A 25998-nucleotide genomic window follows, 5' to 3' on the forward strand; every position below is an offset into this window, starting at 1 on the left:
AGGTGTCGCCCAGGGCCCATGAGGGGGTCAGTTCTAAAATCCCCTGGGGCTGCGCGCGATCTCCGCTGCTATCACTTGGCGGTCAGGGAGGCCGGTCGAACGGGTCATGCCCCCACCCCCCCGCGCAGCTTCGCCAACGACTTCTTCATCGTGGACTGCATCGCGCTGCACAACTTCCCGCAGTGAACGTGGTGGTGCCTGCCGGCACCTCGACCCGATCGGCATCCCCAACCTCGACGGCCCGCTGATGGACAACCTGATCGTCGAGGTGCCGGAGCTGCACAAGAAGTTCTCTGACTCCGTCTTCCACGCGTCGCCATATACCTGCACTAAGGCACTCAACCTGTCTTGCTCCACCGTTTTCCCTGGTCAGCGCCCCGCCGGCCCGCCATCCCTCCACTTAGCACGTCCGTACGAAGATGTAGTCCGACACGCAGGTCACCCGTACCGGTCGCTATGGTGTTCCCGGCGCAAGCGAAACTGCCGATCTGGTCTCCGAGATCAAGGCGGGCACGCTCGGGTCGCCCCGACGGCCGGGGGACGAACCGATCTCCCGATCCTGCGATCTTGGAGGGGGCGGCGAGTGGGAATGCGCCGTAAGGGGCCTTCGGGCCCGAGGAGAAGCCGGCGGACCAACGCCAACCGGTGGCGGGATGTCGGCGAGTGGGTGGCACTGGCGTTGAAGGTGCTCACCTATGCGGCAGGGCTAGCGGTGACGCTGGCCGGAAACGGATGCGGGCCCAACTGACCGCTGGTCAACTGAGCCCCCATCACACCGTTGGACGCCTCGCCCTGGGGCCTGGTAACCGTGGGGCGGGGCTTCCTTCGTTGCACCAGTGCATCGCGGTGCAACGCTGTGCACGTTACTCCACCTGCCTATGCGCGTCGGTAGCGGGCGACACAACGCCCCCTTTATCCTGCCGGTCACTCACCCACCACATCAATAGAGAGCACTCACTGGCGCTCTCACAGCCCCTTCTTGGGGGTGGGTGAGGCAGTCTCTTGGCGGCTACCCATGAAGACCAACCCGTCGAGGTTGGTTGGCACAGACCGTTCCGTTGTTGATCGTCAATCGTAGGCCGAGGCGAGCACGGTCAGGGACATCGACGGACACGTCGAGCCGGACCAGTCGGCTACCCGGCCAGGTACTGAAGTACGCCTGCGACAGTGCCAACGACGGTGAGGACCAAGGCGATGATGCCGCTCACCTTCGCCCAGCGCTTCCATCCCGGCGACTCGGGCTCCTGCTCCGATGCTTGCCCGATACTGCTTGTGGCTTCGCCGCTCGCCTGGGCGTTGTTGATCGTCACCCGATGACGCTTCCCAGTGACGATGAACTGGACTGCCTGGTTGGCCACCTCCGCCGACGGCTTGTCTGCATCATCGGGCATCCCGTCTCGCAGTTCTGCCACCAGCGCCGTGAGCGAGGTTCGGATGCGATCCAGCACGCCATGAACAGCGGTCGTGCTAACGCCCCAGTAGAACCGATCGATGCGCTGCCCGGCGTTGTGCAGGTTGATGTAGTGCGCCAGCTCGGCCCCACCCGGCAGACCGAGGCGCACCGTCCCCTCGTCGGCTTCGCGTAGCCATGCCTCCAACTCGCCCACACCGCCCCGCAACTCCACCTCGTTGGAGTACGAGTCGCGCGCGAAGTCCGGAAGCTCGGTCACGCTGACCTGCATCCCCTTGAAGGTCGCGCGCATGTTCACACCGTCGAACAGGATGGGCGCGATCACCTTGCGCCACTCGGGTAGCTCGTCGTCCGGGCCGTACCCGCTCAGCTCTCGCCTTGCCCAGTCTCGCAGCTCGGCAGACCTGGTCTGCCCACCGAGAGCCACGCACTTGCGCAGCGTGTCTGCGAGGGAGACACCGCCGTCGAGCGCGCCCCGCTCGATCTCATCGATCAGCTTGCTGTCGCGTCTGCCCATGTGACCTGCGTTCCCGTCCCCCCTGGTCCGTGGCGTCACTGACAGTATCTACGAGAGTAGATGACCTTGGCGACCAGGCGAGGCTGAGACACATGTCGGAAGCCCTCATCCCCGCCAGCGGAACTCGACGCTGGTCGGGTCGATCTCCTCGCCCTTCTTCGGTCGACCAGTCTTGACCGGATGCAACACCACCTCGACCAGCGCGGCGAGCACGGCCCGCCGCCACTGGATGTCATCCGAGGTGAGCCAGCGTCGCCCTGACCCTGGACCGTGCAAGCCGGCGAGCACGTGGCTACTGCCAGCCTCGGCCAACCGACCCTCAACCTCTGCAAGCCGCTCCTGCGCGCGCCGGTTGGCTCGGGCGAACTGGTCCCGTGTCATCTCGCCATCGGCGAGCGCATCGGCGAGCACGTCGAGCCGGGCACGCAACTCCCCCGCCTCACGCCGCAGCACGGCAAGGTCGGTGCCACTCGCCTTCTCGACGGCGACCAGGTCGGCAACGTCGCTGCGGTCGAGCCGGGCTGCGATCACCTCGCCGATGAACGCATCAACAGGGTCGGCTCGCCTGCTGGCATGGCATCGCTTGCACTTGTAGACGCGGTGCCCCTGCTGGCCATCGCGCCTCGGGTTGGTGTAGTTGACCCCCATCACCGGCTCGCCGCTGCGCTTGGCGTCAGCCTCGGTGCCGAGCTGGTCGGCGCAACGCCCGCAGCGGAAGAGGTTGCTACCAAGGTGCCGCACGGCTGAGAAGTTGCCGACGTTGGTGGTCCGGGCAGGGTCGCGCAGCACGGCTACCGATGCTCGCCACACGTCCTCGGGGATCAACGCTTCCCACGTCCCCGGGGTCAGCTTCCGTTGCTCGACCGGCGGACGGGAACGGGCAGACTGCTTCGCGCCGAGCGGGGGCATCTCCGCGTACGCACGGAGACCGGCGTACAGCGGGTTGAGCAGCATCACCCGCACGTTGTTGTGCCGCCACTCGTTGCCGAGGCTGGTCCGGGCACCCGCCCGGTTGAGCATCAGGGTCACCGAGCGAAGCGAGGCACCCGAGGTGATGAGCGTGAACGCCTGCCGCACCAACGGTCCCTCGGTCGGGTGCTCGACCAGCGTGCCGTTCGCTCTCTCGTAGCCGAACGGGCGCGGGCCCGTCATCCACGGCTTGCCCTTCTCTGCTGCCTGCCGGTTGGCTCGCCGTTGCCGATCGCTCTTGTTCTCAACCTCAGCCCACGCCATCTCGCCGAGCATGCCTGCGACCATCCGACCGTTCGGGGTGGTCATGTCGATGCCGGTCCCGCGTACGGGGTGGAGGGATACGGCGTGCGCCCGGCAAGCCTCGACCACCCGCAGCCGGTCAGCGGGGGTGCGGTACAGCCGGTCAGCGTTCCACGGCACGATCACGTCAACGGCTCGCCGCTCGACGGCAGCCATCAACGCCTCGAAGCCTGGTCGACGGCGACCCGAGGTGGCCGAGGTGTCGTTGTCCGCGTACGTCTCGACCAGCGTCCAGCCCTTGGCGTCGATCAGCGCACGGCAGTCCTGCTCTTGCCGCTCGACACCCTCTGCCTCGCCGGTCCGATCCTTAGAGATCCGCAGGTAGAGTGCCGCGCGCATGGTCTGTTCTCCGCTGGTCGACCGAGGGGAAGAAGTACGGTACCATCGGACACCACGCCGAGCCGTGGTGCGCCACCTTCAGCACGTCGGCCCGCCGCCCGCCCGGCACGGCGCCGTCGAGCAGCGCCCGCTGCTCCTCGGTCTCGGCGTCGCCGGCGAGCAGGATCCGCACCCCGGCGACCGTGGCGAGCAGCACCAGCGAGTTGTTGTTCGGGTCCGACCGGGTGCCCCGAAGCGGGTGGGGCGGACCGACGACGACCAGGTCGAGCACACCCTCCCGGTACCGCCAACCGGCCCGGCCGGCGACCACCTCGGTCGAGTGCGCCGCCGCCTCGGCGCGGACGAGGTCCCGCCCGGCCGCCGGCTCCGCCCACTGCGGAGCGAGCACGGCGTCCACCGGCCGTCCCCGGAACACGCCCGCCACACCGCCCGCGTGGTCGACGTGGAAGTGGCTGAACACCAGCAGCGCGACCTCGCGTACGCCGAGCCGGCGCAGGCAGCCGTCCGCCGCCGCCGGATCCGGCCCGGCGTCGACCACCACCGCCCGGCCCGGGGCGACCGGCAGCACGACGGTGTCGCCCTGGCCGACCGCGCAGGCGGCGACCACCCAGTTCGCCGGGGGCCAGCCGGGGGCCGCCAGCCGCACCGGCAGCGCGCCGGCCACCACCGCGACGACGACCACCGCCACCAGCCGGCGGACCACCGGGCGTCGGGCGGCCACCAGCAGCGCGACGGTCAGCCCGGCCAGCAGGAGGGCCCCGGGAACCCCGCCCGGCCACGGCAGCGTCCCGGCCGGCAGCCGCGCCCCGTGCCGCGCCACCGTGACCAGCCACCAGGCCGGCCAACTGGCCAGCCACGCGAGGAACTCGGCCCCGGCGGGCCAGACGGGCGACACTGCCGCCGCCAGCACGCCGAGCACCGTGGCGGGCGCGATCGCCGGCACCGCGAGCAGGTTCGCCGGCACGGCGACCAGGCTCACCGTGCCCGAGATCCCGGCCACCACCGGGGCGCAGGCGAGCTGCGCGGCGGCCGGCACCGCCAGTGCCTCGGCGAACCCGGCCGGCACGCCGCGGCGGCGCAGCCCGTCGCGCCACCTCGGAGCGAGCAGCAGCAGGCCACCGGTGGCCAGCACGGAGAGCGCGAAGCCGGCGTCACCGGCCAGTTCCGGGTCGAACAGCAACAGCACGGCCACGCCGGCGGACAGCGCGGGCAGGGCCGCCCGGGGCCGCCCGGCCGCCAGCGCGGCCAGCCCGATCGCGCCCATCGTGGCGGCCCGCACCACGCTCGGCGAGGGGCGGACCAGGACGACGAAACCCACCAGGGCCAGCCCGCAGAGCCCGGCGGCCAGCCAGGGGCCGGCCCGCGCCCAACGGGCCAGCAGCAGCACGGCGCCGACGACGATGGCCACGTTGGAGCCGGAGACGGCGTTCAGGTGGGTCATGCCGGTGGCGAGGAAGTCCTCCTCCACGGTGGGCGGCAACCGGCTCGTGTCGCCCACGACCAGGCCGGGCAGCAGGCCGCCCTGCTCGTCGGGGAGCGGCGCGCAGGCGCGTTGCAGGCCGGCGCGGAGCGCCCCGGCCGCCCGCTGCGACGTCGGCGCCGCGCCGTGCCGCTCCGGCGGGCCGGCCGCGCTCAGCACGGCGGCCGTCAGGTCCCCGCCGCGCGGGACGGCCAGCCTCCCCTCGGCGGTCAGCCGCTGCCCGGGCAGCAATCCCTTCCAGCCCGGGTCGGTGGCGAGGACCAGCACGCGGACCGGCGCGACGACCCGCCGCCCGTCCGGGCCGGTGACCCCGGTCAGCTCGCTCGGCACGAGCAGGGTGGCCGGCCGTCCGGCGACACCGCGTACGGGGCGGGGGTCGTCGCGGACGACCAGTTCGGCGGTGACGACGGCACGCTCCTCTACCAGTGCGCGTACCGGCCCGGCGTCGCGGAGGGACACCCGGGCGGCGGTCGCCGTCGCGCCGCAGACCACGCCGATCAGCACCGCGACGGCGATCCAGCCGTACCGCCGGACGGGGGCGGACGGCCGGCCGAGGACGCCGACGAGGTGGAGCCCGGCCAGGCCCGCCAACCCGGCGGCCACCGCCGCCAGCAACAGCGTCACGCCGGCGGTCAGGTGCAGCCCGGCCAGCGCGGCGAGCCAGGCCGCCAGGGCCAGGCCGGCCAGCCGCAGGTCCGGCTCCTCCGCCTGCCGGCGCCCCGCGGCGCCCGGCGTGCCGCCCGCGGCAGCCGTCACCGGCGGCGGTCCCTCGGCCCGCGCGGGCGGTCCGCCCGCCGTCACACCGTCACCAGGTCCTTGAGCTGCTCGTACCGGGCGTCGCCGATGCCGTCGACCTGGCGTAGGTCGCCGACCGAACGGAAGCCGCCCTGCTGGTCGCGGTGGGCGAGGATGCGCTGGGCGAGCACCGGACCCACTCCGGGCAGGGCGTCGAGCTGCGCGAGCGTCGCGGTGTTCAGGTTGAGCCGGCCGCCCGCGCCGGGCGCCGCTCCCGGCGCCCCGCCGGGTGCCGCGCCGGGCGGTGGCGCCGCTCCCGGCGCGGCGGCGACGCCGACCAGGATCAGCTCCCCGTCGGTGACCTTGCGGGCCGGGTTGAGCAGGGCCACGTCCACTCCGGGCAGCGCCCCGCCGGCCGCCTCGACCGCGTCGGCGACCCGAGCGCCGGCCGGCACCCGGACCAGCCCGGGACGGCGTACCTTGCCGGCGACCGCGACCACCAGCTCGCCGGCGGGGGACTCCCCCGGCTCCACCGGGCCGGTCGCCGACACCGCGGGCGGCTCGGCGGTGGCCACGGGCCGGACCGGCTCGGCCTGCGGTCGGGACCGCCAGGCCCAGAAGCCGGCCCCGAGCACCACCAGCACGGCGACGACGGCCAGCGCCCGCACACCCCGCCGCCCGGGGTCGAACGCGTCCGGCCCCGGCAACCGGGAGGACGTCGCCGCCCCGGCCGTGGCCGCCGTGGTCTCGGGCGGCGGATCGGGTTCCGGCGGCGTCGTCCGCCCGGTCGGGACCGGGGCGAGGGCCGGCGCCGACCGGAACGCCGGAGCGGCGCCGGGACCGGGCCCCGGCCACGACTCCGGGTCGGTCCCGGCCGGTGCCGGCGGAGACCATCCGGTGTGCTCGGCGAACCGGGTCTCGCGCGCCGGCGTACCGGCCGAGGGCGGGCCCGTCACCAGCCGGCGCAGCCGTTCCCGGACCACCGTCTCCTCGTCGTCTGACACGACGCGAGGCTAGGACCGCGGTGGCCGTCGGGAGGGGGCCGCGGGGCCGGCTGTGGACGGTGCGGCCCCCTGTGGACAACCGCCTGATCATGCCCAAGCTGTGCTAAGCCCCGGAAAGCCGCAAGTCAGCGCGCCTCCGGATCCGGGCCGAAGACGGCCTTCGCGGTCGCGTACGGCAGGCAGCCGGGCACCGTCCGCCGAGCCTGGTGGGAGGAGACGTTCACGATGGCCCCGCCCGTGCCGGCCGCCAGGTAACGGCGCACCGCCGTCGCCGCACCGACCACGGCGGGACGCAGGTTGCGCCCGATCAGGTCGAGCACCTCGCCGACCGGATCGGCGTGCAGCGAGGCGTCCCGGAACACCGCCGCGTTGTTGACCCAGCCGGTCAGCGGCCCGGTCTCCTCGGCGAGGTCGGCGGCCCGGGCGGCGACCTGCTCGTCGCCGGCGTCGCCGACGACCGCCGCCAACCGGTCGGCGGCCGGGTGCGCGGCCAGCCAGGCCACCGCGTCGGGATCGTGCTCCACGACCACGACCGCGTCCCCCGCGCCGAGGAGCCGCTCCACGACGGCCCGCCCGACGCCGCGTCCGCCACCGGTCACCACACAGGACATCGCAGCCTCCCCGATTCCGTCGGCGGCGCCGCCGGCCGCGCGTCGGCCGCCCCCGCTGCCCCGTCCGGCGGGGCAGCTCGGCAGCGTCGGCGGGGCACGACCGTCGCGGGATCGACGTTAGTCGGTGGCGGGCGGCCGGCGGTGCACGACCACGCAGGCCAGGCCCGGCCCGGCGTGCGCGGCGACCACCGCGCCCGCCTCCGAGACGTACGCGTGGTGCAGGCGGTCGCCCAGCCGGGCGGTCAGTGTCTCCAGCAGCGCCTCGGCCCGCTGTGGCGCGGCCAGGTGGTGCACGGCCAGGTCGACGTCGTCCTCGCCGGCCGCCTCGACGGCCAGGTCGACGAGCCGGGCCACGCCCCGGCTGGCGGTGCGCACCTTGTCCCTGACGACGATCGCCCCGTCCGGCATGTGCATGATCGGCTTGACCGACAGCGCGGTGCCGAGCAGCGCCTCCGCGGCGCCGATCCGGCCGCCCCGGCGCAGGAACTCCAGCGTGTCGACGTAGAACCAGATGCTGGTGCGGTCGACCGCCGCCAGCGCCGCGTCGCGTACGCCCGGAAGGTCCCCGCCCCGCTCGGCCGCGGTGGCGGCGGCGACGGCCGGGAAGCCCAGGCCCATGCCGGTCGAGCGGCTGTCGACCACGGCGACCCGGTCGTCGAACTCGGCGGCGGCCAGCCGAGCGGCCTCCACCGTGCCGGAGAGTTCGGCCGACAGGTGCACCGAGACGATGCCGTCGGCGCCGGCGTCGAACAGGTCCCGGTACGTCCGCACGAACTGCTCCGGGGCGGGGCGGGAGGTGCTCACCGAGACCCGCCGCCCGCCGAGCGCCCGGGTGGCGTCGGCCGGGGTGACCTCCACCCCCTCCAGCCCTTCCGCGCCGTTGAGCACGACGGTCAAGGGCACCACTGTCAGCCGGCGGGCGTGCGGCAGCTCGGGCGGGAGGTAGGCGGTGGAGTCGGTGACGACCGCGACGGGCATGCCCGGCACGCTAGCCGATCGCGGCGGGGAACGCCGGGGTCAGACGGCCTCGGTGGTGGCCGGCACAGTGATCAGGCCGACATTGTGGGCGCGCAGGTGCCAGCCCCGGGCGTCGTCGTGCCGCAGCTCCGTCCAGTGGCAGTTGGACAGCGGCCCCACGGTACGCAGCACCGCGTGCTCCCAGCCGAGCAGCTGGCCGACGCCCTGCCGGGCGCCGCCGCCGTGGGTGGTCACCACGACGGTGCCGCCGGGGGCGAGGTCGGCGGCGTCCTGGAACGCCGCGCCGATCCGCTTGCCGAGGTCGTCGAGGGTCTCGATGCCGGCGCCCGGATCCGGGTCACCGGCCCGCCAGCGGGCGAACTCGGCGGGGTGTCGCTCGGCCGCCTCGGTGAGCACGAGCCCCTGCCAGAGCCCGAAGTGTCGCTCCCGCAGTCGTGGGTCGGTGCGCACCGGCAACCCGGTCAGCGCCGCGAGCGCGGCGGCGGTGTCCGCCGCGCGGCTCAGGTCGCTGGCGACGATGGCGTCCGGCCGCAGCGCGGCGAGCAGGGGCGCGGCGGTGCGGGCCTGCTCGCGGCCGAGGTCGTTCAGCGGCACGTCGGTCTGCCCCTGGACCCGGCTGGCGGCGTTCCAGTCCGTGTTGCCGTGCCGCCAGATGATCAGACGGGTCATTCCGCGGCGGCGGAGCCGGTGCCGGACTCGGCGTCGACCAGGTCCCGGTCGACGAACGGGATCGTCGGGCAGTCCTTCCAAAGCCGGTCGAGGGCGTAGAACTCGCGCTCCTCGGTGTGCTGGACGTGCACCACGATGTCGACGTAGTCCAGCAGCACCCACCGGCCGCCCCGCTCACCCTCGCGCCGGACCGGCTTGGCCTTCTCCGGAAGCTGGAGGAGGCGCTCCTCGATGGCGTCGACGATGGCGAGCACCTGACGCTCGTTCGGGGCGGCGGCGAGCAGGAACGCGTCGGTGATGGCGAGCTGGTCGCCCACGTCGATGATGACGATGTCCTGCGCCTTCTTGTCGGCCGCGGCCTGGGCGGCGGCGATCGCCAACTCGTGAGCGCGTTCGGAAACTGTCACCGTTCTCCTTCGATCAACCGTGCGATCCTCCAAGCCTCTCACACACGGCAGAATCCCGACTCGTCAGTTCTGACGCGTTACCCGGCCGAACCACCCGATACCGGGTCGAATCACTGCTGGTAGAGGCGCCGCTTGGCGATGTACTGCACCACACCGTCCGGCACGAGGTACCAGACCGGCTCCCCGCGGGCGACCCGCGCGCGGCAGTTCGTGGACGAGATGGCCATCGCCGGGACCTGCACCAGGCTCACCGTGTCGGCGGGCAGGTGCGCGTCGGTGAGCTCGAAGCCGGGCCGGGTCACCCCGATGAAGTGGGCCAGCTCGAAGATCTCGTCCAGGTCCTTCCAGGAGAGGATCTTCTCCAGCGCGTCGGCGCCGGTGATGAAGAAGAGCTGCACCTTCGGGCCGTACTCGGCGTGCAGGTCACGCAGGGTGTCGACCGTGTAGGTGGGCCCGCCCCGGTCGATGTCGACCCGGCTGACCTGGAAGCGGGGGTTGGAGGCGGTGGCGATCACCGTCATCAGGTAGCGGTCCTCGGCCGGGCTGACCGGCTGGTCCTCCTTCTGCCACGGCTGGCCGGTGGGGACGAAGACCACCTCGTCCAGGCCGAACCGATCCGCCACCTCGCTGGCCGCGACGAGGTGCCCGTGGTGGATCGGATCGAAGGTGCCGCCCATGATGCCGACCCGCCGGATGTCCTCCTCCATCCGATGATCGTAGGCCGGGCACGGCCGACGGCGCCCCGGGGCCGCCGGCCGTCCCGACCACCGGTCCGCTCAGGCCGACGCGGCGGCCGTCGCCGTCCGGGCCACCAGCGCCCGGCGCAGGTCGTCGTCCAGGTCGGTGACCCAGCGCCGCAGGCCGGGCGTGAGGTCGTCCCGGGCCAGCAGAGCCGCGGCCAGTTCCCGGGTGGGCTGCGCCACGGCGTACCGGGGGAAGGCCCGCACGGTGACCGCGTCGGCCACCCAGGGGGTACGCAGCTTCGCCGCCGCCGGCATGTCGGCGAAGTACCGCTCGACGTACGGTGCGGTCAGCTCGGCCTGCTCCGGCTGCCAGAAACCCTCGGCGGTCGCCTCCACGAGGCGGTTGGACAGCTCGGTGTTGCGCACCACGATCTCCCAGGCGACCCGCTTGGCCTCCCCGTCGGGCAGCGCCGCCCGGCAGCAGGCGGCCCGCTCCGCCCCGGTGGCGCTACGGTCCGCGGCCGCCTCGGCGGCGATCTCCGCCTCGCCGGCCGCGCCCAGCACCACCAGGCGCAGCAGCAGCGCCCAGCGCAGGTCGGCGTCGACGGCCAGGCCCTCCGGCACGCCGTCACCGGCCAGCCACCCGGCGAGCAGCCTGGTGTCGGTGGTGGCCGCGATCAGGCCCCGGGCGGCGGCGAGCTGCAACGAGCCCCCGGCCGGCGCCCCGGCGAGCAGCGCCGCGCACGCCCCGGCGACCCGGAGCAGGGCGGCGTCCCGGGCGAGCGGGTCCAGGTAGCGGTCGATCAGCCGGCGGCTCAGGGTGAGCACCTCCTCGGCGATCGTCACCTCCGTCTCGGTGGGCAGCGCCGCGGCGACCAGGGCGACCAGCGAGGTGACCGGGCGCTCCCCGTCGGTGGCCGCGTCGAGCGCCTCGCCCCAGAGCAGGGCCCGGGCCAGCGGGTCGGCGAGCCCCGGCAGCACCATGGGCACCGCGTCGGCCGAAGCCGGGTCGAGGCGGATCTTGGCGAAGGTCAGGTCGCCGTCGTTCGGCAGCAGCAGCCCGGTAGCCGGCTCGCCGAGCAGCGGGGTCAGCGTGGTCCGCCCGCCGTCGGCGTCCGGGTCCAGGTCGACCTCGAAGCGGCTCGCCGTGCCGTCGGCGTACCGGCCCACGCCGACGCGGTGCGGGCGCAGCACCGGGTGCGACGCGGGGGCGGTCTGCACGATCGCCGCGTCCCGCCAGCGCCCGTCGGCGTCGACCGACGTCTCGATGCGCAGCGTGTTGACCTGCGCGCTGCGCAGCCACCGGTCGGCCCAGGCGCCCAGGTCCCGCCCGCCGGCGTCGCCGAGGGCGGCCAGCAGGTCGGTCAGCGTGGCGTTGCCGAACCGGTGCTTCGCGAAGTGCGCGTTCAGCCCGGCGAGGAACGCCTCGTCGCCCAGCCAGGCGACCAGCTGCCGCAGCACGCTGGCCCCCTTGGCGTACGAGATGCCGTCGAAGTTGAGCAGGGCCTCGGCGGCGTCGGCGACCTCGGTCGGGGCGACGGGGTGGGTCGACGGCCGCTGGTCGGCGGTGTAGCCCCAGGACTTGCGGCGGATCGCGAAGGTCGTCCAGGCCCGGTCGAAGCGGGTCGCCTCGGCGGTGACCCGGGTGCCCAGGTACTCGGCGAAGGACTCGTTCAGCCAGAGGTCGTCCCACCAGCGCATGGTGACCAGGTCGCCGAACCACATGTGCGCCATCTCGTGCGCGATGGTGGTGGCGCGCACCTCGCGCTGGCTGTCGGTGACCGCCGAGCGGAACACGTAGTCGTCCCGGAAGGTGACCAGGCCGGGGTTCTCCATCGCGCCGGCGTTGAACTCGGGCACGAACGCCTGGTCGTACTTGCCGAACGGGTAGCGATCGGCGAAGAGCTGGTGGAAGCGGTCGAGGCACTGCTTCGTGACGGTGAGGATCTCGTCGAGGTCGGCGTCCAGGTGGGCGGCGAGGGAACGGCGGCAGTACACGCCGAGCGGGATGCCGTCGTGGGAGTCGCGGCGGACGTGCCAGGGGCCGGCGACCACCGAGAAGAAGTACGTGGCCAGCGGGGCGGTGGGGGCGAACTCCCAGCGCCCCGGCCGGGGGTTCGCGGCGAGCGCCCCGTTGGCGGCGACCGTCCACTCCGCCGGGGCGGTGACCGAGAGCGTCACCGGGGCCTTCAGGTCCGGCTGGTCGAAGGCGGCGAAGATGCGCGGCGCCTCGTCCAGGAAGGACATCGCATACAGGTACGTCTCGCCGTCGGCCGGGTCGACGAAGCGGTGCATCCCCTCGCCGGTGTTCGAGTACGCCATCTCGGCGGTGACGGTGAGCGTGTTCTCCGCCGCCAGGTCGGCCAGCGGGAACCGGCCGTCGGCCAGCGCGGCCGGGTCGAGGTCCCGGTCGTTGAGGCGTACCGTCAGCAGCTTCGCGGGCTTGACCTCGACGAAGGTCCGCGCCCCGGCGGCGGCCCGGAACCGGATGGTGGCGGTCGAGCGGAACCGCTCGCCGTCGCCGGTCAGGTCGAGGTCCACCTGGTAGGACTCGACGGTGATCGCCGCGCCACGCGCGGTCGCCTCTACACGGGTCAGGCTCGGCATCCGCTTATCCTGCCCGATGGGGATCCGCACGTGTTTCCCATGACCCCGTGGCACTGGAGGACTGAACCATGGCTTCGCACCCCAAGGGCGACTTCGACCTCTCCCGGGCGGTCTGGCAGCGGGCCGAAGGCGACACCTCCGAGAGCGCCGTCGAGGTGGCCTTCGTCGACGACCTGATCGGCATGCGCAACTCCGCCGAGCCGGACGGCCCGGTGCTGGTCTTCACCCAGGCCGAGTGGGACGCGTTCGTCGCCGGCGCCCAGGACGGCGAGTTCGACCTGGACTGAGCCGAGGACGCCCGTCGGGTCGGTCGCGGCCCCGCCGTCGGCCCCGGCCCGCTCCAGGGGCGGGGCGGGCGGGCCGGGCATCCCGTGGGCCGCGCGGCCCTAGTCGCCGTCGCCCCAGCCCAGTCCGCCGGGGCCGGGGGCGTGGTGGAAGCCGGGGTGGCCGGCCACGTCGACGCAGCGCTCGCCGTCCGGCCCGGACGCGCCGCAGAACAGCCGCTCGGCGTGCTGCCACGCCTCGGCCGGCGACAGCGCCGACGCGCCCAGGGCCAGCTCGGGTCGCAGCAGGCTCAGCGCCTCCGCGTATCCGACGGCGATCTCCCGGGCCGACTCCAGGTCGGGCGCGGTGAAGCCGAGGTGCACGGTGAAGAACCGGCCCGGCCGGGCCGGGCGGCGAGGCGGCGCGATCAACGGGGCGTCGGCCGCGTCCCGTGCCGCGCCGAGCGCCCCCAACGCCTGCCGCTGCCGCCAGTACGGCGGCCTGTTGTCCCGCATGGGTCCTCCCGTGGCGATCGTGGGCGCGGCCCTCCCCCGGGTGACCCGCCCGGGTTCCGGCCCGGCTGCCTGCCGTCGGCACGCCGTCGGCGGCCCGACCGGACCGCTCCCCCGAGCCAACCAGCTTTCCGCGCCCCTGGGAGGGGCCAGCGGGCGCGCCGTGTGCTGGCCCCTCCCCTCACGTTCCGCCCTCCGGCCGGACGTGGCCGGCGACCCGGAGCCACATGCGAGTCCCGGGCGGCACCGGGCCAGCCCGGCGGGCCGGGTTCCCGACCGCCCGCCGCCCGACACCGGCCAGCCCGACCGCCGACCGCCGGCCGCCCGGCACCGGCCGCTCACCGGCCAGCCCGACCGTCGGCCGCCCGGCCGGCCGCACGCCGGCCAGCGGCGGGATTGCGCCACGCCGGCCTGGGTAGTCGGAGAGGCATCGACGAGACCGGCAGGCCGGCAACGGCCGCCGCCCGCTGCAGGAGGCCCGATGGCGACCATCCCGACGGAGCGCAGCCCGGAGAGCTCGGTGGCGTTCCTGCGCGACGGCTACCGCTTCGTCGGCCGCCGCTGCGACCGCCACGGCAGCGACATCTTCCAGGCCCGGCTGCTGCTGGAGCGCACCATCTGCCTGCGCGGCCGCCCCGCGGTCGAGCTGTTCTACGACCCCGAGCGGTTCGTCCGCGCGGGTGCGATGCCGATGCGGGCGCAGCGCACCCTGACCGGCCGGGGCGGCGTGCAGGGCCTGGACGGCGCCGACCACCGCGACCGCAAGGCCATGTTCATGTCGATCATGACGCCGACCGCGGTCCGGCACCTCGGCCAGCTCTTCGACGACGAGTGGCGGGCCCGCGTCCCGGCCTGGGAGGCGGGCGGGCCCGTCGTGCTGTACGACGAGGTCGGCCGGATGCTGACGCGCGCGGTCTGCGCCTGGGCGGGCGTGCCCCTGGCGGCCTCCGAGGTCGACCGGCGCACCGCCGACCTGCACGCGATGATCGAGGGACCGGCGGCGCTCGGCCCCCGGCACTGGCGCGGCCTGCTGGGCCGCCGCCGGGGCGAGCGTTGGATCGGCGGCGTCATCGACCGCGAGCGCGTCGGCACGCTCCCGGCGCCCGAGGGCAGCGCGCTGCGGGTGATCGCCGAGCACCGCGACGCCCGCGGACGGCTGCTCCCCCGCCGGATCGCCGCCGTCGAACTGCTCAACGTGCTGCGCCCCACCGTCGCCGTCGACCGGTTCGTCGTGTTCGCCGCGCTCGCGCTGCACGACCACCCGTCCTGGCGGCAGCGGGCCCGCGAGAGCGAGGAGGCCACCGAGAGCTTCGTGCAGGAGGTACGCCGCTTCTACCCCCTCTTCCCGGTGGCCGCCGCCCGGGTCCGTCGCTCCTTCGACTGGCAGGGTTACCACTTTCCGCGCGGCAGGCGGGTGCTGCTCGACCTGTACGGCACCGACCACCACCCGGAGCTCTGGCCCGAGCCGGAGCGGTTCCGCCCGGAGCGCTTCACCGGCTGGCGGGGCGACCCGTTCCGCCTCGTCCCCCAGGGCGGCGGGAACCATCTGTCCGGCCACCGCTGCGCCGGTGAGTGGATCACCATCGAGCTGATGAGGCGGGCGGTGACGAACCTGACCACCGCCATGCGCTACGACGTGCCCCCGCAGGACCTGGCGCTGAGCCTGAGCCGGATGCCGACGCTGCCGCCCAGCGGCTTCGTGATCACGAACGTCCGCCGCACCGCCTGAGCGACGCCGCGCCCGCGCCGCGGGGACCGGCCAATCCCCGCGGCGCGGACCGGTCAGGCCGGGTGCAGGACGGTACGCAGGCAGCCATCCTGCTTCTTCTCGAACATCTCGTAGCCCCGCGCGCCCTGCTCCAGCGGCATCGGGTGGGTGGCCAGGTAGCCGGGGTCGATCTCCCCGGCGGCGAGCCGGTCCAGCAGCATCGGGATGTAACGCTGGGCGTGCATCTGCCCCATCCGCAGCACCAGCGCCTTGTTCATCGCCGCGCCCAGCGGGAACTTGTCCACCAGGCCGCCGTAGACGCCGACGATGCTCACCGTGCCTCCCTTGCGGCAGGCCATGATCGCCTGCCGTACGGAGGTGGGACGGTCGGTCTGCAACCGCGCGGTCTGCTTCGCCTTGTCGTACGCGTGCGCCGGGCCGACGCCGTGGGACTCCATGCCGACGGCCTCGATGCACGCGTCCGGCCCTCGGCCGGCGGTCATCTCCCGCAGCGCCTCCAGCACGTCGGTCTCCGCGTAGTTGACCGTCTCCACGCCGAGCCGGTCGGCGGCGGTGGCGAGCCGCTCCGGCAGCCGGTCGACGACGATCACGCGCTCGGCGCCGAGGAGCTGCGCGGCCCGGGCCGCCATCTGGCCGACCCCGCCCGCGCCCCAGACCGCGACCACCTCGCCACCCTTCAGCCCACAGAAGTCGGCGGCCATCCAGCCGGTGGGCATCGCGTCGGAGGCGAACACCACCGAGTCGTCGGGCACCGCGTCGGGGACCGGGAACGCCCCGACGTCACCGAACGGCACCCGGACGTACTCGGCGTGGCTGCCGGAGTAGCCCCCGGCGGCGTGCGAGTAACCGAGGATGCCGGCCGGCGAGTGCCCCCAGAGCTTCTCCACCAAGACCGGTTGGGGGTTGGAGTTGTCGCAGAGCGAGTACTGCTCGGTGCGGCAGTACCAGCAGCCGCCGCAGGCCACCACCGAGCCGACCACCACGCGGTCGCCGGCGCGCAGCCGCCGTACGCCGGGACCGGTCTCCACCACCTCGCCCATGAACTCGTGACCGAGGACGTCACCCTCCCGCATCGCCGGCAGGAACCCGTTTATCAGGTGCAGGTCGGAGCCGCAGACGCTGCTGGCCCGCACCTTGACGATGATGTCGCCCTCGGCGCGGATCCGCGGCTCGGGCACGTCGCGTACGGCCAGCTTGCCGACGCCTTCCCAGCAGAGCGCCCTCACGCCCGTCCTCCCGTCGTCAGCCGCTCGCGGACCTCGTCGGTCGCCTTCTCCTGGGCCGGGCCGCGCCCGGACGGGTCCCGCCGGGTGTCGATCACCTGCCCGCACTCCACCAGCGACTTCACCCGGCGCAGCACGTCCCGCAGCGCCAGGTCCGGTTCGTCGCCACGGACCAGGCCGAGCGCCCGGCGCACCGGGCCGGAGCGCCACCGCAACTCGGCACGGACCTCCGTGCCCCGGTCCTGGGGCGCGGGCGCCAGCTCCACGGCGCCCTCCTGCGCCGGCCCGTCGGTCACCTGCCAGCGCAGCCGGCCGGGGCCGTCGACGGTGATCTCGGCGCGCCACTCGGTGCCGCCGCCGTCCGGGTCACGCGCCACGCAGCGCCACCGGTTGTCGTCGAGCGGCTCCAGGGTCGCCCACTCGGCCAGCGCCCGGTCCATCCGCTCCCGGTCGGTCCAGAAGCCGATCACCGCCTCGACCGGCCGGTCGACGGTCACCCCGCGCCGCACCACGTACCAGCCGTCGCGCCGCTCGGGCTGGTGCCGGCGCCGTCGACGGGCCACTGCCCGGCCGACGCCGACCGCGGTCACCGTGGCGGCGCCGAGCAGCGCCCACCTCGTTCCGTTGCTGGTCATCACGTCTCCTCCACCCGGGCGCCCGGGGATGGACCACCCGCACCCGCTGCGCTACCCGGCGTCGCCCGGCCGAAACGACGAACCGGTTTGACCGGCCGATATGCGGGCACCTGCTGCGGGCAACCACCGTCACCGGGAGACACCGTTGTCCTTCGACGCCAGCGAGTACGGCCGGCACGTGGCCGAGGTCTACGACGAGACGTACGCCCACCTCACACCGGACGCCGCGGTGGAGCGGCTGGCCGCGCTGGCGGACGGCGGCCCGGTGTGCGAGTTCGGCGTCGGCACCGGACGGCTCGCGCTGCCGCTGGTCGCCCGGGGGCTGACCGTCGCCGGCATCGAAGGCTCCCCCGAGATGGTCGCGGGGTTACGGGCGAAGCCCGGCGGCGACGCGGTCGAGGTGGCCGTCGGCGACTTCGCGCGGACCCGCGTGCCCGGCGAGTTCGCGCTGGTGGTGCTCGCGTTCAACACGATCTTCGCGCTGCCGGACCAGGCCGCCCAGGTGGCCTGCTTCCGCAACGCCGCCGCCCACCTGCGCCCCGGCGGCCGGTTCGTGGTCGAGGCCTGGGTGCCCGATCCCGGGGCCTTCCGGGCCGGCGGGGCGCTGCGCCCGGTGCGGGTGGCCGAGGACGCGGTGCTGTTGGAGGCGGCCCTGCTGCACCCGGCCGAGCAGCGGATGACCACGACGAAGGTCCTGCTCGGCAACGCCGGGGTGCGGCTGCTGCCGGCCAACCACCGCTACGCCTGGCCCGCCGAGCTGGACCTGATGGCCGAGTTGGCCGGGATGCGCCGGGAACACCGGTGGCAGGACTGGACCGGGCGGCCGTTCACCGACGACAGCCGCGACCACGTGTCGGTCTACCGCCGCCCGGAGCGGCCGTGAGCGCCCCCACCGCCGGGCCCGTCGACGACCGGCACGCCACGGCGACACCGACGGCCGGGAGCGCCGACGACCGCGGCCTGCCGATCGCGTACGTCCTGCCGCTGCGCTGGACCGACGACGCCGGGCTCCCCGAGCTGACCGGCTACCTGCGCCGGCTCAGCTCGCGGGTCGACGTGACCGTGGTGGACGGGTCGCCGCCGGAGCTGTTCGCCCGGCACCGGGTGGCCTGGCGGGGGCTGGTCCGGCACCTGCCACCCGATCCCGCCGTACGGGGCGTCAACGGGAAGGTGACCGGCGTGCTCACCGGCGTCGCCGCGGCCGGGCACGAGCACGTGGTGATCGCCGACGACGACGTCCGGTACGACGAGGCGGGGTTGCGCGCCGTGCACCGGCTGCTCGACCGGGTGGACCTGGTCCGGCCGCAGAACTACTTCGACCCGCTGCCCTGGCACGCGTGGTGGGACACCGGGCGGACCCTGCTCAACCGGGCGCTCGGCGCGGACTACCCCGGCACCCTGGCGGTGCGCCGGAGCACCTTCCTCGCCATGGGCGGATACGACCCGGACGTGCTCTTCGAGAACCTGGAGCTGATCCGCACCGTGCGCGCGTACGGGGGCACCGAGGCGGCACCCGCCTGGCTGCACGTACGCCGGCTGCCGCCCGACACCGCCCACTTCCTCGGCCAGCGGGTGCGCCAGGCGTACGACGACCTGGCCCAGCCGGCCCGCCTGGTGGCCTCGCTCGCGGTCCTGCCGGCGCTGGCCGCGGCGGTCGCGGCCCGGCGACCGGGGCTGCTGCTCGGCGCGGCCGGGACCACCGTGGTGCTGGCCGAGGCGGGCCGGCGCCGGGGCGGCGGCAGCGCGGTCTTCCCGCCGACCGCCGCCCTGGCGGCCCCGCTCTGGGTGCTGGAACGCGGCGCGTGCAGCTGGCTCGCCCTCGGCCGGCGGCTCCTCTTCGGCGGGGTCCGCTACGCCGGCGGCCGGGTCCGGCGCGCCGCCCACTTCGACCGCACCCTCCGCCGCCGCCTCCGCTGACCCGCCCCACGCCTCTCCCGCGCCACCCGGACGCCCACGCTCACACCCACGCGATCTTGCGCTTCATGCCCGGACAGTCCGGTTGCAAAGCCGCAGATGGTGAGCACAAACTGCAAGATCGCGGCGGCCGGGAGGGCGGCGCGGGGGCGGGACGCACACGACAGCTCGCGGCCACTCCCCGGAACGTTCCGAGGAGTGGCCGCGAGCTGCGGCGTGCGGTGGCCGGGTCGGTCAGTACCGCACCTGTTCGCGCGACTGCTGCGCCTGGTCCTTCACGTCCTGCGCGGCGGAGCGGGTGTCGTCCCTGACGGCGTGCACGGCCTCCTGCGCGGTGGACTTCACCGACTCGGTGGCGTGCTGCGCCGGCTCCCGCAGCTCCTCCTTCAGCTCGCTGGCGACCTCGCCCAGCTTCTCCTTCACCACCCCGGCGTGCTCGCCGGCCTTCTCCTTGACCTGCGTCGCCACCTGCTGCTCACGGCGGGTGGCCGGGATGAGCGAGGAGGCGAGCCAGCCGACTCCGAAGGCGATCAGGCCGGCGGCCAGCGGGTTGCCCTCGGACTTCTGCCGGATCGCGTGCGGGGCCCGGTGCGCGGCGTCGCTGACCGTCGAGGCGGCCGAGTGCGCCCTGTCGCCGACCGTCGAGGCCGCCGAGTGCGCCCTGTCGCTGACGGCGGACGCCGCCGACGAGGCGTGGTCGCCCACCGAGTGGGCGCCGTGCCTGGTGCTGTGCCCCAGGTCGGAAGCGGTTCCCATCACCTTGTCCCTCACATTCTGCAGTGCGTTGCGGGCCCGCTGCTTGCGGTCGTCGACGATGCGGGCGGGGCTGACCTTGTACGCCAGCGCGTCCACGTCGGAGCTCAGGTTGCTCCGGGTGGCTTCGATCTCCCGGCGGATCTGGTCCGGGTCGGTGCTCATCGGGTGACCTCCTGCGGGTGGGGCTTGAGCGCGTCGGGAATCCGCTGCACGCTCTCGTTGGTCTGCTTGAGGCCGCGAATCCGCTCGGCGTTCCTCTTGGCCATGGAGTAGAGAACCGCGGCGACCGCGCCCCAGATGACGGCCACGATCAGCGCCGCCCAGCCGGCGTCCATCACGTTGGACAGCCCGGCCCAGAGGGCCAGCGACAGGAACAGGGCCACCATGTAGCCGCCGAAGCCGGCGCCGCCGAAGAAGCCGGCGGCCTTGCCCGCCTTCCTGCCCTCCTGGCGGATCTCGGCCTTGGCGAGTTCGACCTCCTGCCGCATCAGGGTGGACAGGTCGGTGGTGACCTGACGCATCAGCTCACCGATCGAGCTGCCCCGGACCTCGTCCGCGTCGTGGGGGTGGTGACCGGAGTTCAGCCCCGCCCCCTGCGTCGGCACGCTCATGCCGCCGCCTCCCTTCGGATGACTCGTGGGCTCACGGACGGGTTCCGCTCGACGGCACGCCGGGCAGCGGGTCGGTCCGGGTCACCGGCGGCAGCGGCTGACCGACGCCACCCGCCGGGTCGGCGTAGCCGGTGGTGGTCTGCGGATCGGCGTACGCGCCCGGGGCCGGGTCCAGGTAGCCACCCGGCGGCACGGCGTCCGGCACCGCACGCGCGGCCGGCGTCGTCGGGATGACCGCCGTCCGGTCCGGGTCGTAGCCGGCACCCGAGCCGTACGCGGAGTGGCCGTTGCCGCCCTGGCCGTCGCCGGCGGCGGAGATGTTCCTGGTCAGCCGGCCGGCGAGCACGCCCAGCACGGCGGCGCCGACGAGGAAGGTGCCCGGGTTGCGGCGGGCGTAGTCACGCACCTCGGCGATGATGTCGCCGGGCTCCCGCTGCTCCAGCCAGCCGGCCACGCCGTGCACCCGGTCGGCGGCCTGGCGGGCGATCTCGCTCACCGGCCCGGCCTGACCGCCCTGCTCGGCCATCGAGCGCATCTCGTCGGCCAGCGAGCGGAGCCCACCGGCGGCGCGCCGCTGCTGCTCACCGGTCTGGCTGGCCACCTGGCTGCGGGCCTCGCCGTAGAGGTTGCGCGCCTGGCGGGTCGCCTCGCCGACGACCTCCCTGCCCTGCTCCTTGGCCGTCCCGGCGACGGCGCCGCCGGCCTGCTTCGCCTCCGACCCGACCTGGCGGGCCTGCTCGCGGACGCCGCCGCCGTTGGTCGACTCCTGCCCGTACGTGGAAGTCGTAGGTGACAGATCGTAAGTCATGATGTCCCTTCCGCTCGGAAAGTCGTCGCGGTTGTGCTGGGGGGATGCGACCGGCCGTTGCTGCCGCCGCCTCCTCTGACCTACCCTCCGTCGCTGCTTCCATACCTCGTTCGTGACTTCTCCTGCGGTCCGTCCGGCGAGGACTACAAAATGGAGGATCGTCGGGCCGGATGCCGATGCCATCACGGACAGTGACGGTCAGTCGCCGCGACCCGCGCCGCGGGCAGGGCGTTCCGCGGGTCCACGGAGGTGACATCGATGGCACGGAACGCACGCGGCGCCCCACCGGGACCGAAGCCCGCGGTGCAGTTCGCCGCGGTGGCCGCGGCCGGGATCTTCACCCTGGTCGGGGTGCTCGGGTTCATCCCCGGCGTCACCACCGACTACGGCGACATGACGTTCGCCGGTCACCACTCCGAGGCCCGGCTGCTCGGCCTGTTCCAGGTGTCGATCCTGCACAACGCGCTGCACCTGGGCTTCGGACTGGCCGGGCTGGTGCTGGCCCGCACCGTCGCCGGGGCCCGGATCTTCCTCGCCGGCGGCGGCGCGCTCTACCTCGGCCTGTGGCTGTACGGCTTCGCGATCGACCGGGAGACCGTGTTGAACTTCATCCCGGTCAACAACGCCGACAACTGGCTCCACCTGGCCCTCGGCTTCGGCATGCTCGCCCTCGGGCTGCTGCTGTCCAACCGGGTGGGCATGGGCACCCGGCTGGACGATCCCTTCGACCGCCCCTGACCGGTCGCCGGCTCGAGGCGTTTGCCCGGCTCGACATCAGGGCACCGGAGGATCAAGAGCCGAGAACGAGGAGGTGCCATGCCCAAGTGGCTGCGCAACAACGCACTGACCATCGCGATGTTCGGCGCGTTCCTCGTCTTCCTGGTGTTGCAGAGCGTCTTCGGTTGGCACGCCCACAACGAGGAGCTGGCCGAGTTCGGAGCCGCGCCGACGAGTTGGCCGGCGTACCTGCGCAGCGGGCACTTCATGGAGTCGGTCTTCGAGAACTGGGAGTCGGAGTTCCTCCAGATGGGCGGCTACGTCCTGCTCACCGCGTACCTGGTGCAGCGCGGATCGGCCGAGTCGAAGCCGATGGAGCAGACCGACCGCCCCGAGGACGACGAGCGGCGGGCCACCCCCGACTCGCCTTGGCCGGTACGCGTCGGCGGGCTGCCCCTGATCATCTACCGGAACAGCCTCTCCATCGCGCTGCTGCTGATCTTCGCCGGCTCGTTCGTCGGTCACCTGCTCGGCGGGACCGCCGAGTACAACGAGCAGCAGGCCCTACAGAGCGGGGCGCCGCCGATCGGCGTCTGGGAGTTCCTCGGCACCAGCGAGTTCTGGTTCCAGTCCATGCAGAACTGGCAGAGCGAGTTCCTCGCCGTCGGCACGCTGATCGTGCTGAGCATCTTCCTGCGTCAGCACGCCTCGCCGGAGTCGAAGCCGGTCACGGTGGCGCACGCGCACACCGGCGACTGACCGGCCGGGCGGCCGCCGTCAGGCCGGCACGCGCAGCCGCTTGGCGAAGCAGACGCTGTACGGGTTGCCCACGTACCCGCCGTACACCGGGATCGGCTCGTACCCGCACGAGGTGTAGAGCCCGATCGCGGCCGGCAGGTACGTGCCGGTCTCCAGGCAGACCACCGCGTGCCCCTGCCGGAAGGCCAACTCCTCCAGCGCGGCCAGCAACTGCCGGGCGATGCCCCGCCCCCGGTACGCCGGACGGACGTACATCCGCTTCAGCTCGCCGGTGCCGTCGTCGAGCGCCTGGATCCCGCCGCAGGCGATCGCCCGCCCGTCGGCCACCACCACGAGGTAGCGGATGTCGTCGTGGGTCACGGTCGCCTGGCCGTCCAACCCGCCGTCCGCCTCGCGCAGCTCCCGCTGCTGGGCGGTGACCAGGGCGTCGATCTCCGGATCCGTGGCGGGGCGGGACTCGATCAGCATCAGGCCACGCTAGGCGGCGCGGATTTCGGGCAGGTTTCCGGCAGTCGACCCGCTCACGGAGCGCGACGAGCTATTCGGCGTCGCCCTCCCCGACCCCGTCGTACGGGCCGACCTCGTCCGACGGGCCCGCCTCGACCTCGTCGGCCGGGCGCTGCCGGCGGGCCTTGCGGGCCGCCAGCCGCTCCGCCGCGGAGGCGCGGGTCGACTTCTCCTCCAGCCGGACGTCCGTGCCCCGGTTGCCCGGGACGAAGTCGGCGCCGGCGTAGAGGGTCGGCTGCCAGTCGAACTCGCGGTCGCCGATCCGGACGAGGTCGCCCGGCTCCGCGCCGGCCTTCCCGAGCTTCTCCTCGACGCCCAGGCGCGCCAGCCGGTCGGCCAGGTAGCCCACCGCCTCGTCGTTGTCGAAGTTCGTCTGCCGCACCCACCGCTCGGGACGGACGCCGCGCACGAGCCAGCCGCCGTCCGGCGCGGCCTCGATCGTGAAGCCCGCGTCGTCGACCGCCCTCGGCCGGATCACGATCCGGGTCGGCTCGGCCGGCGGCGCGGCGCTGCGCGCCTGCTCCACCAGCTCCGCCATGGCGTACGTCAGCTCCTTCAGACCCTCCCGGGTGGCCGCCGAGACCTCGAACACCCGGAAGCCACGCTCCTCCAGGTCGGGGCGGACGATCTCGGCCAGGTCCCGGCCGTCCGGCACGTCGACCTTGTTCAGCGCCACCAGCCGGGGCCGGTCGGCCAGGCCGCCGTACTCGGTCAGCTCGGCCTCGATGGTGTCGATGTCGGCCACCGGGTCCCGGCCGGGCTCCAGGGTGGCGGTGTCGATGACGTGCACCAGCACCGAGCAGCGCTCGATGTGCCGGAGGAACTCCAGGCCGAGGCCCTTGCCGGTGGCCGCCCCCGGGATCAGGCCCGGCACGTCGGCGACGGTGAAGGTGTGGTTGTCCACCCGGACCACGCCCAGGTTGGGCACCAGGGTGGTGAACGGGTAGTCGGCGATCTTCGGCTTGGCGGCGGAGATCACCGAGATCAGCGACGACTTGCCGGCCGACGGGAAGCCCACCAGGCCGACGTCGGCGACGCTCTTGAGTTCCAGCACCACGTCGAGCTGCTCGCCGGGCTCGCCCAGCTCGGCGAAGCCGGGGGCCTTGCGCCGGGCGTTGGCCAGCGACGCGTTGCCCCGGCCGCCGCGCCCGCCCCGGGCCACCTCGAAGGTCGTGCCGGCGCCGACCATGTCGGCCAGCACGGTGCCGTCGAGGGCCTGCACGACGGTGCCGTTCGGCACCTTCAGCACGAGGTTGTGGCCGTTCGCGCCGTCCCGGTTCGACCCGGCGCCGCCCCGGCCGTTCTCGGCCTTGACGTGCGGGCGGAAGTGGAAGTCGAGCAGCGTCGTCACCTGCGGGTCGACCACGAGGGACACGCTGCCGCCGTGCCCGCCGTTGCCGCCGTCGGGGCCGCCGAAGGGCTTGAACTTCTCCCGGTGGATCGAGACACAACCGTGCCCGCCATCGCCGGCCTGCAGGTGCAGGACGACCCGGTCAACGAACGTCGCCACGGGCGTCAATCCTTCCAGCGAGGTCGACTCCCCGCACGAGAAAAGGCGAAGCGGGCCGGGACACGAGGTCCGCGGCCCGCTGCGCCGGAGAAACTACTGCTGCGGCACGATGCTGACGGTCTTGCGACCGCGCTTGGTGCCGAACTGGACCGAACCGGCAGCCAGCGCGAAGAGCGTGTCGTCTCCGCCACGGCCGACCAGGTCACCGGGGTGGAACTTGGTGCCACGCTGCCGGATGAGGATCTCACCCGCGCTGACGACCTGACCACCGAAGCGCTTCACGCCGAGCCGCTGGGCCGCGGAGTCACGACCGTTGCGCGAGCTGGACGCACCCTTTTTGTGAGCCATCTGAGGACGACCTACTTCCCGCTGGAGATGCCGGTCACCTTGACCTGGGTCAGCGGCTGACGGTGACCCTGGCGCTTGTGGTAGCCGGTCTTGTTCTTGAACTTGTGGATCCGGATCTTCGGGCCCTTGGTGTGCGCGGCGATCTCGCCGGACACCGCGACCTCGGCAAGCTTCGCCGCGTCGGTCACCAGGTCGTCACCGTCGACGAGGAGCACCGCGGTGAGCTTCACCGCGTCGCCGGGGGCACCGGCGAGCTTCTCGACCTCGATCACGTCGCCCTCGGCGACCTTGTACTGCTTGCCGCCGGTCTTGACGATCGCGTACATCGGAGGCGGACTCCCTGTCGTTGAGGCTGCTGGCGGGTGTTCCCACGGCGGCTCGCCGGGTAGCAGAGGCACGGCGGCGCAGGCGCGCGGGAACTCGGCACACCAAAGTGCGCCGCAGGCTAGCGTACGCCATGGGAGGGCCGACGCCCAAACCGGCCCCGCAGGTCAGCGGGCGCAGAGCTGGTCGAGCCGCTGCCGGAGCCGGTCCAGCTCGGTCTCGTCGATCGCGTCGACGTCGGTGCCCAGCGTGCCGACCTCGGCCGCCATGTCCGCGAGCAGCGTCTTGAGCTGGGCGTCCTCGGCCCGGCCCGACTCCCGCCGCAGGGCGGCCCGCCAGTCGGTCAGCGCCGCGGAGATGTGCTTGCGGGCGGTTTCGGCCGCGGTGCCGTCGTTCGCCCCGACCGCCGCGACCATCTTGCCGAGTTCCTCGACGTAGGTCCGCACGGCGGTGTCCCCGGCCGCCTGCGCGGCGGCACAGACCTCGGGGGCGTTGCCGCCCGCCGCCCCGCTGCCGGCCCCCGGCCCGCCGCCCGGCCCGGTGCCCGTCGCCCCGCCTCCCGGACCGCCGGTGGGCCCGCTCGACGCGGCGCCCGAGGCGGGCGGCTCCGGCCGCGCGGCCGCGCCTCCGGCGCCGGGGGGCAGGTCAGCGGGGACCGGGGTTGCACC

26 protein-coding genes and 1 pseudogene are annotated in these 25998 nt (G+C 73.9%); 6 read left to right on the top strand and 21 right to left on the bottom strand.

Going from position 1 to position 25998, the window contains the following annotated elements; all coding sequences use genetic code 11:
- Positions 1–1133: 1133 nt before the first annotated feature.
- The 10 genes and pseudogenes from AB0L34_RS14025 to pepN form a co-directional block, all read right to left on the bottom strand.
- Entirely contained in the window at positions 1134–1928 is a 795-nt protein-coding gene (locus AB0L34_RS14025; protein WP_363704818.1) for a hypothetical protein, read from the bottom strand.
- Between the two features lie 105 nt (positions 1929–2033).
- Positions 2034–3539: a recombinase family protein gene (locus AB0L34_RS14030; RefSeq protein WP_363704820.1), complete on the bottom strand. Its 1506-nt coding sequence runs from the start codon at positions 3537–3539 to the stop codon at positions 2034–2036.
- A 52-nt stretch (positions 3540–3591) separates the two neighbouring features.
- Positions 3592–5775: pseudogene (locus tag AB0L34_RS14035) on the bottom strand (ComEC/Rec2 family competence protein); the annotation flags it as partial.
- Positions 5776–5816: 41 nt separating this feature from the next.
- Positions 5817–6758, bottom strand: a complete 942-nt coding sequence (locus tag AB0L34_RS14040) for a ComEA family DNA-binding protein (RefSeq protein ID WP_363704821.1) — start codon at positions 6756–6758, stop codon at positions 5817–5819.
- 125 nt (positions 6759–6883) lie between these two features.
- Positions 6884–7369: an SDR family oxidoreductase gene (locus tag AB0L34_RS14045; RefSeq protein ID WP_363704823.1), complete on the bottom strand. Its 486-nt coding sequence runs from the start codon at positions 7367–7369 to the stop codon at positions 6884–6886.
- Between the two features lie 117 nt (positions 7370–7486).
- A complete protein-coding gene (locus AB0L34_RS14050) occupies positions 7487–8347 on the bottom strand; it encodes a DegV family protein (RefSeq protein WP_363704825.1) in 861 nt (286 codons plus the stop codon).
- Positions 8348–8386: 39 nt separating this feature from the next.
- On the bottom strand, positions 8387–9016 hold the full coding sequence (locus AB0L34_RS14055; protein WP_363704827.1) for a histidine phosphatase family protein: 630 nt from the start codon (positions 9014–9016) through the stop codon (positions 8387–8389).
- Positions 9013–9423: a ribosome silencing factor gene (gene rsfS / locus AB0L34_RS14060; protein ID WP_350710838.1), complete on the bottom strand. Its 411-nt coding sequence runs from the start codon at positions 9421–9423 to the stop codon at positions 9013–9015. The genes AB0L34_RS14055 and rsfS overlap by 4 nt, the downstream gene beginning before the upstream one ends.
- 110 nt (positions 9424–9533) lie before the next feature.
- Positions 9534–10130, bottom strand: a complete 597-nt coding sequence (gene nadD, locus AB0L34_RS14065) for a nicotinate-nucleotide adenylyltransferase (RefSeq protein ID WP_363704829.1) — start codon at positions 10128–10130, stop codon at positions 9534–9536.
- A 69-nt stretch (positions 10131–10199) separates the two neighbouring features.
- Entirely contained in the window at positions 10200–12713 is a 2514-nt protein-coding gene (gene pepN / locus AB0L34_RS14070) for an aminopeptidase N (protein ID WP_363704830.1), read from the bottom strand.
- Positions 12714–12781: 68 nt separating this feature from the next.
- Here pepN and AB0L34_RS14075 point away from each other — a divergent pair, with 68 nt between their 5' ends.
- Positions 12782–13000 carry a DUF397 domain-containing protein gene (locus AB0L34_RS14075; protein WP_088992395.1) on the top strand — a complete coding sequence of 73 codons (219 nt, stop codon included), beginning with the start codon at positions 12782–12784 and terminating at the stop codon, positions 12998–13000.
- Positions 13001–13099: 99 nt separating this feature from the next.
- Here AB0L34_RS14075 and AB0L34_RS14080 read toward each other — a convergent pair whose 3' ends face one another.
- On the bottom strand, positions 13100–13492 hold the full coding sequence (locus AB0L34_RS14080) for a hypothetical protein (RefSeq protein ID WP_363704831.1): 393 nt from the start codon (positions 13490–13492) through the stop codon (positions 13100–13102).
- 478 nt (positions 13493–13970) lie between these two features.
- Here AB0L34_RS14080 and AB0L34_RS14085 point away from each other — a divergent pair, with 478 nt between their 5' ends.
- A complete protein-coding gene (locus AB0L34_RS14085) occupies positions 13971–15218 on the top strand; it encodes a cytochrome P450 (RefSeq protein ID WP_363704833.1) in 1248 nt (415 codons plus the stop codon).
- Between the two features lie 53 nt (positions 15219–15271).
- Here AB0L34_RS14085 and AB0L34_RS14090 read toward each other — a convergent pair whose 3' ends face one another.
- Positions 15272–16444, bottom strand: a complete 1173-nt coding sequence (locus AB0L34_RS14090) for a zinc-dependent alcohol dehydrogenase (protein ID WP_363704835.1) — start codon at positions 16442–16444, stop codon at positions 15272–15274.
- A complete protein-coding gene (locus AB0L34_RS14095; RefSeq protein WP_363704837.1) occupies positions 16441–17076 on the bottom strand; it encodes a cyclase in 636 nt (211 codons plus the stop codon). The genes AB0L34_RS14090 and AB0L34_RS14095 overlap by 4 nt, the downstream gene beginning before the upstream one ends.
- A gap of 145 nt (positions 17077–17221) precedes the next feature.
- Between AB0L34_RS14095 and AB0L34_RS14100 the strand changes: the two genes are divergently transcribed.
- Both AB0L34_RS14100 and AB0L34_RS14105 read left to right on the top strand, forming a co-directional pair.
- Entirely contained in the window at positions 17222–17959 is a 738-nt protein-coding gene (locus AB0L34_RS14100) for a class I SAM-dependent methyltransferase (RefSeq protein WP_363704839.1), read from the top strand.
- Positions 17956–18993, top strand: a complete 1038-nt coding sequence (locus tag AB0L34_RS14105) for a glycosyltransferase (protein ID WP_363704841.1) — start codon at positions 17956–17958, stop codon at positions 18991–18993. The genes AB0L34_RS14100 and AB0L34_RS14105 overlap by 4 nt, the downstream gene beginning before the upstream one ends.
- A gap of 231 nt (positions 18994–19224) precedes the next feature.
- Here the strand turns inward: AB0L34_RS14105 and AB0L34_RS14110 are convergent, their stop codons facing one another.
- The 3 genes from AB0L34_RS14110 to AB0L34_RS14120 are packed head-to-tail and all read right to left on the bottom strand — an operon-like array spanning position 19225 to position 21165.
- Positions 19225–19908: a DUF3618 domain-containing protein gene (locus tag AB0L34_RS14110; RefSeq protein ID WP_363704843.1), complete on the bottom strand. Its 684-nt coding sequence runs from the start codon at positions 19906–19908 to the stop codon at positions 19225–19227.
- Positions 19905–20357, bottom strand: a complete 453-nt coding sequence (locus AB0L34_RS14115) for a phage holin family protein (RefSeq protein WP_363704845.1) — start codon at positions 20355–20357, stop codon at positions 19905–19907. The genes AB0L34_RS14110 and AB0L34_RS14115 overlap by 4 nt, the downstream gene beginning before the upstream one ends.
- Positions 20358–20388: 31 nt before the next feature.
- Positions 20389–21165 (bottom strand): hypothetical protein, encoded by a 777-nt coding sequence (locus AB0L34_RS14120; protein ID WP_363704847.1) that lies wholly within the window; start codon positions 21163–21165, stop codon positions 20389–20391.
- A 258-nt stretch (positions 21166–21423) separates the two neighbouring features.
- Between AB0L34_RS14120 and AB0L34_RS14125 the strand changes: the two genes are divergently transcribed.
- Both AB0L34_RS14125 and AB0L34_RS14130 read left to right on the top strand, forming a co-directional pair.
- On the top strand, positions 21424–21903 hold the full coding sequence (locus tag AB0L34_RS14125) for a DUF4383 domain-containing protein (RefSeq protein ID WP_357460350.1): 480 nt from the start codon (positions 21424–21426) through the stop codon (positions 21901–21903).
- A gap of 78 nt (positions 21904–21981) precedes the next feature.
- Entirely contained in the window at positions 21982–22641 is a 660-nt protein-coding gene (locus AB0L34_RS14130; RefSeq protein ID WP_363704849.1) for a DUF6766 family protein, read from the top strand.
- An 18-nt stretch (positions 22642–22659) separates the two neighbouring features.
- On the opposite strand, the gene AB0L34_RS14135 is transcribed toward AB0L34_RS14130, so the two are convergent.
- The 5 genes from AB0L34_RS14135 to AB0L34_RS14155 all read right to left on the bottom strand — a co-directional run.
- Positions 22660–23109, bottom strand: coding sequence for a GNAT family N-acetyltransferase (locus AB0L34_RS14135; protein WP_363704851.1), 450 nt, complete (start codon positions 23107–23109; stop codon positions 22660–22662).
- A 70-nt stretch (positions 23110–23179) separates the two neighbouring features.
- Complete coding sequence (gene obgE, locus AB0L34_RS14140) at positions 23180–24658, bottom strand: GTPase ObgE (protein WP_350710862.1); 1479 nt, start codon at positions 24656–24658, stop codon at positions 23180–23182.
- 93 nt (positions 24659–24751) lie between these two features.
- The gene (gene rpmA / locus AB0L34_RS14145; protein ID WP_013288010.1) at positions 24752–25006 is read right to left on the bottom strand and encodes a 50S ribosomal protein L27; all 255 of its coding nucleotides are present in this window, start codon (positions 25004–25006) and stop codon (positions 24752–24754) included.
- A gap of 11 nt (positions 25007–25017) precedes the next feature.
- Entirely contained in the window at positions 25018–25332 is a 315-nt protein-coding gene (gene rplU, locus AB0L34_RS14150; RefSeq protein WP_088982529.1) for a 50S ribosomal protein L21, read from the bottom strand.
- A 165-nt stretch (positions 25333–25497) separates the two neighbouring features.
- On the bottom strand, positions 25498–25998 hold a 501-nt coding region (locus AB0L34_RS14155), incomplete at its 5' end, for a hypothetical protein (RefSeq protein ID WP_363704853.1).

The organism is Micromonospora sp. NPDC052213 (genome assembly GCF_040679695.1).
Classification (GTDB): Bacteria; Actinomycetota; Actinomycetes; order Mycobacteriales; family Micromonosporaceae; genus Micromonospora.

Excerpts from the sequence above, each read along its gene's own strand:
- rplU (WP_088982529.1), bottom strand. The coding sequence starts at position 25,332 with ATGTACGCGATCGTCAAGACCGGCGGCAAGCAGTACAAGGTCGCCGAG.
- AB0L34_RS14125 (WP_357460350.1), top strand. The coding sequence starts at position 21,424 with ATGGCACGGAACGCACGCGGCGCCCCACCGGGACCGAAGCCCGCGGTG.
- AB0L34_RS14120 (WP_363704847.1), bottom strand. The coding sequence starts at position 21,165 with ATGACTTACGATCTGTCACCTACGACTTCCACGTACGGGCAGGAGTCG.
- nadD (WP_363704829.1), bottom strand. The coding sequence starts at position 10,130 with ATGGAGGAGGACATCCGGCGGGTCGGCATCATGGGCGGCACCTTCGAT.
- AB0L34_RS14045 (WP_363704823.1), bottom strand. The coding sequence starts at position 7,369 with ATGTCCTGTGTGGTGACCGGTGGCGGACGCGGCGTCGGGCGGGCCGTC.
- AB0L34_RS14115 (WP_363704845.1), bottom strand. The coding sequence starts at position 20,357 with ATGAGCGTGCCGACGCAGGGGGCGGGGCTGAACTCCGGTCACCACCCC.
- rpmA (WP_013288010.1), bottom strand. The coding sequence starts at position 25,006 with ATGGCTCACAAAAAGGGTGCGTCCAGCTCGCGCAACGGTCGTGACTCC.
- AB0L34_RS14080 (WP_363704831.1), bottom strand. The coding sequence starts at position 13,492 with ATGCGGGACAACAGGCCGCCGTACTGGCGGCAGCGGCAGGCGTTGGGG.
- AB0L34_RS14110 (WP_363704843.1), bottom strand. The coding sequence starts at position 19,908 with ATGAGCACCGACCCGGACCAGATCCGCCGGGAGATCGAAGCCACCCGG.
- AB0L34_RS14085 (WP_363704833.1), top strand. The coding sequence starts at position 13,971 with ATGGCGACCATCCCGACGGAGCGCAGCCCGGAGAGCTCGGTGGCGTTC.
- AB0L34_RS14025 (WP_363704818.1), bottom strand. The coding sequence starts at position 1,928 with ATGGGCAGACGCGACAGCAAGCTGATCGATGAGATCGAGCGGGGCGCG.
- pepN (WP_363704830.1), bottom strand. The coding sequence starts at position 12,713 with ATGCCGAGCCTGACCCGTGTAGAGGCGACCGCGCGTGGCGCGGCGATC.
- AB0L34_RS14030 (WP_363704820.1), bottom strand. The coding sequence starts at position 3,539 with ATGCGCGCGGCACTCTACCTGCGGATCTCTAAGGATCGGACCGGCGAG.
- AB0L34_RS14075 (WP_088992395.1), top strand. The coding sequence starts at position 12,782 with ATGGCTTCGCACCCCAAGGGCGACTTCGACCTCTCCCGGGCGGTCTGG.
- AB0L34_RS14135 (WP_363704851.1), bottom strand. The coding sequence starts at position 23,109 with ATGCTGATCGAGTCCCGCCCCGCCACGGATCCGGAGATCGACGCCCTG.
- AB0L34_RS14055 (WP_363704827.1), bottom strand. The coding sequence starts at position 9,016 with ATGACCCGTCTGATCATCTGGCGGCACGGCAACACGGACTGGAACGCC.
- AB0L34_RS14095 (WP_363704837.1), bottom strand. The coding sequence starts at position 17,076 with ATGACCAGCAACGGAACGAGGTGGGCGCTGCTCGGCGCCGCCACGGTG.
- AB0L34_RS14050 (WP_363704825.1), bottom strand. The coding sequence starts at position 8,347 with ATGCCCGTCGCGGTCGTCACCGACTCCACCGCCTACCTCCCGCCCGAG.
- AB0L34_RS14130 (WP_363704849.1), top strand. The coding sequence starts at position 21,982 with ATGCCCAAGTGGCTGCGCAACAACGCACTGACCATCGCGATGTTCGGC.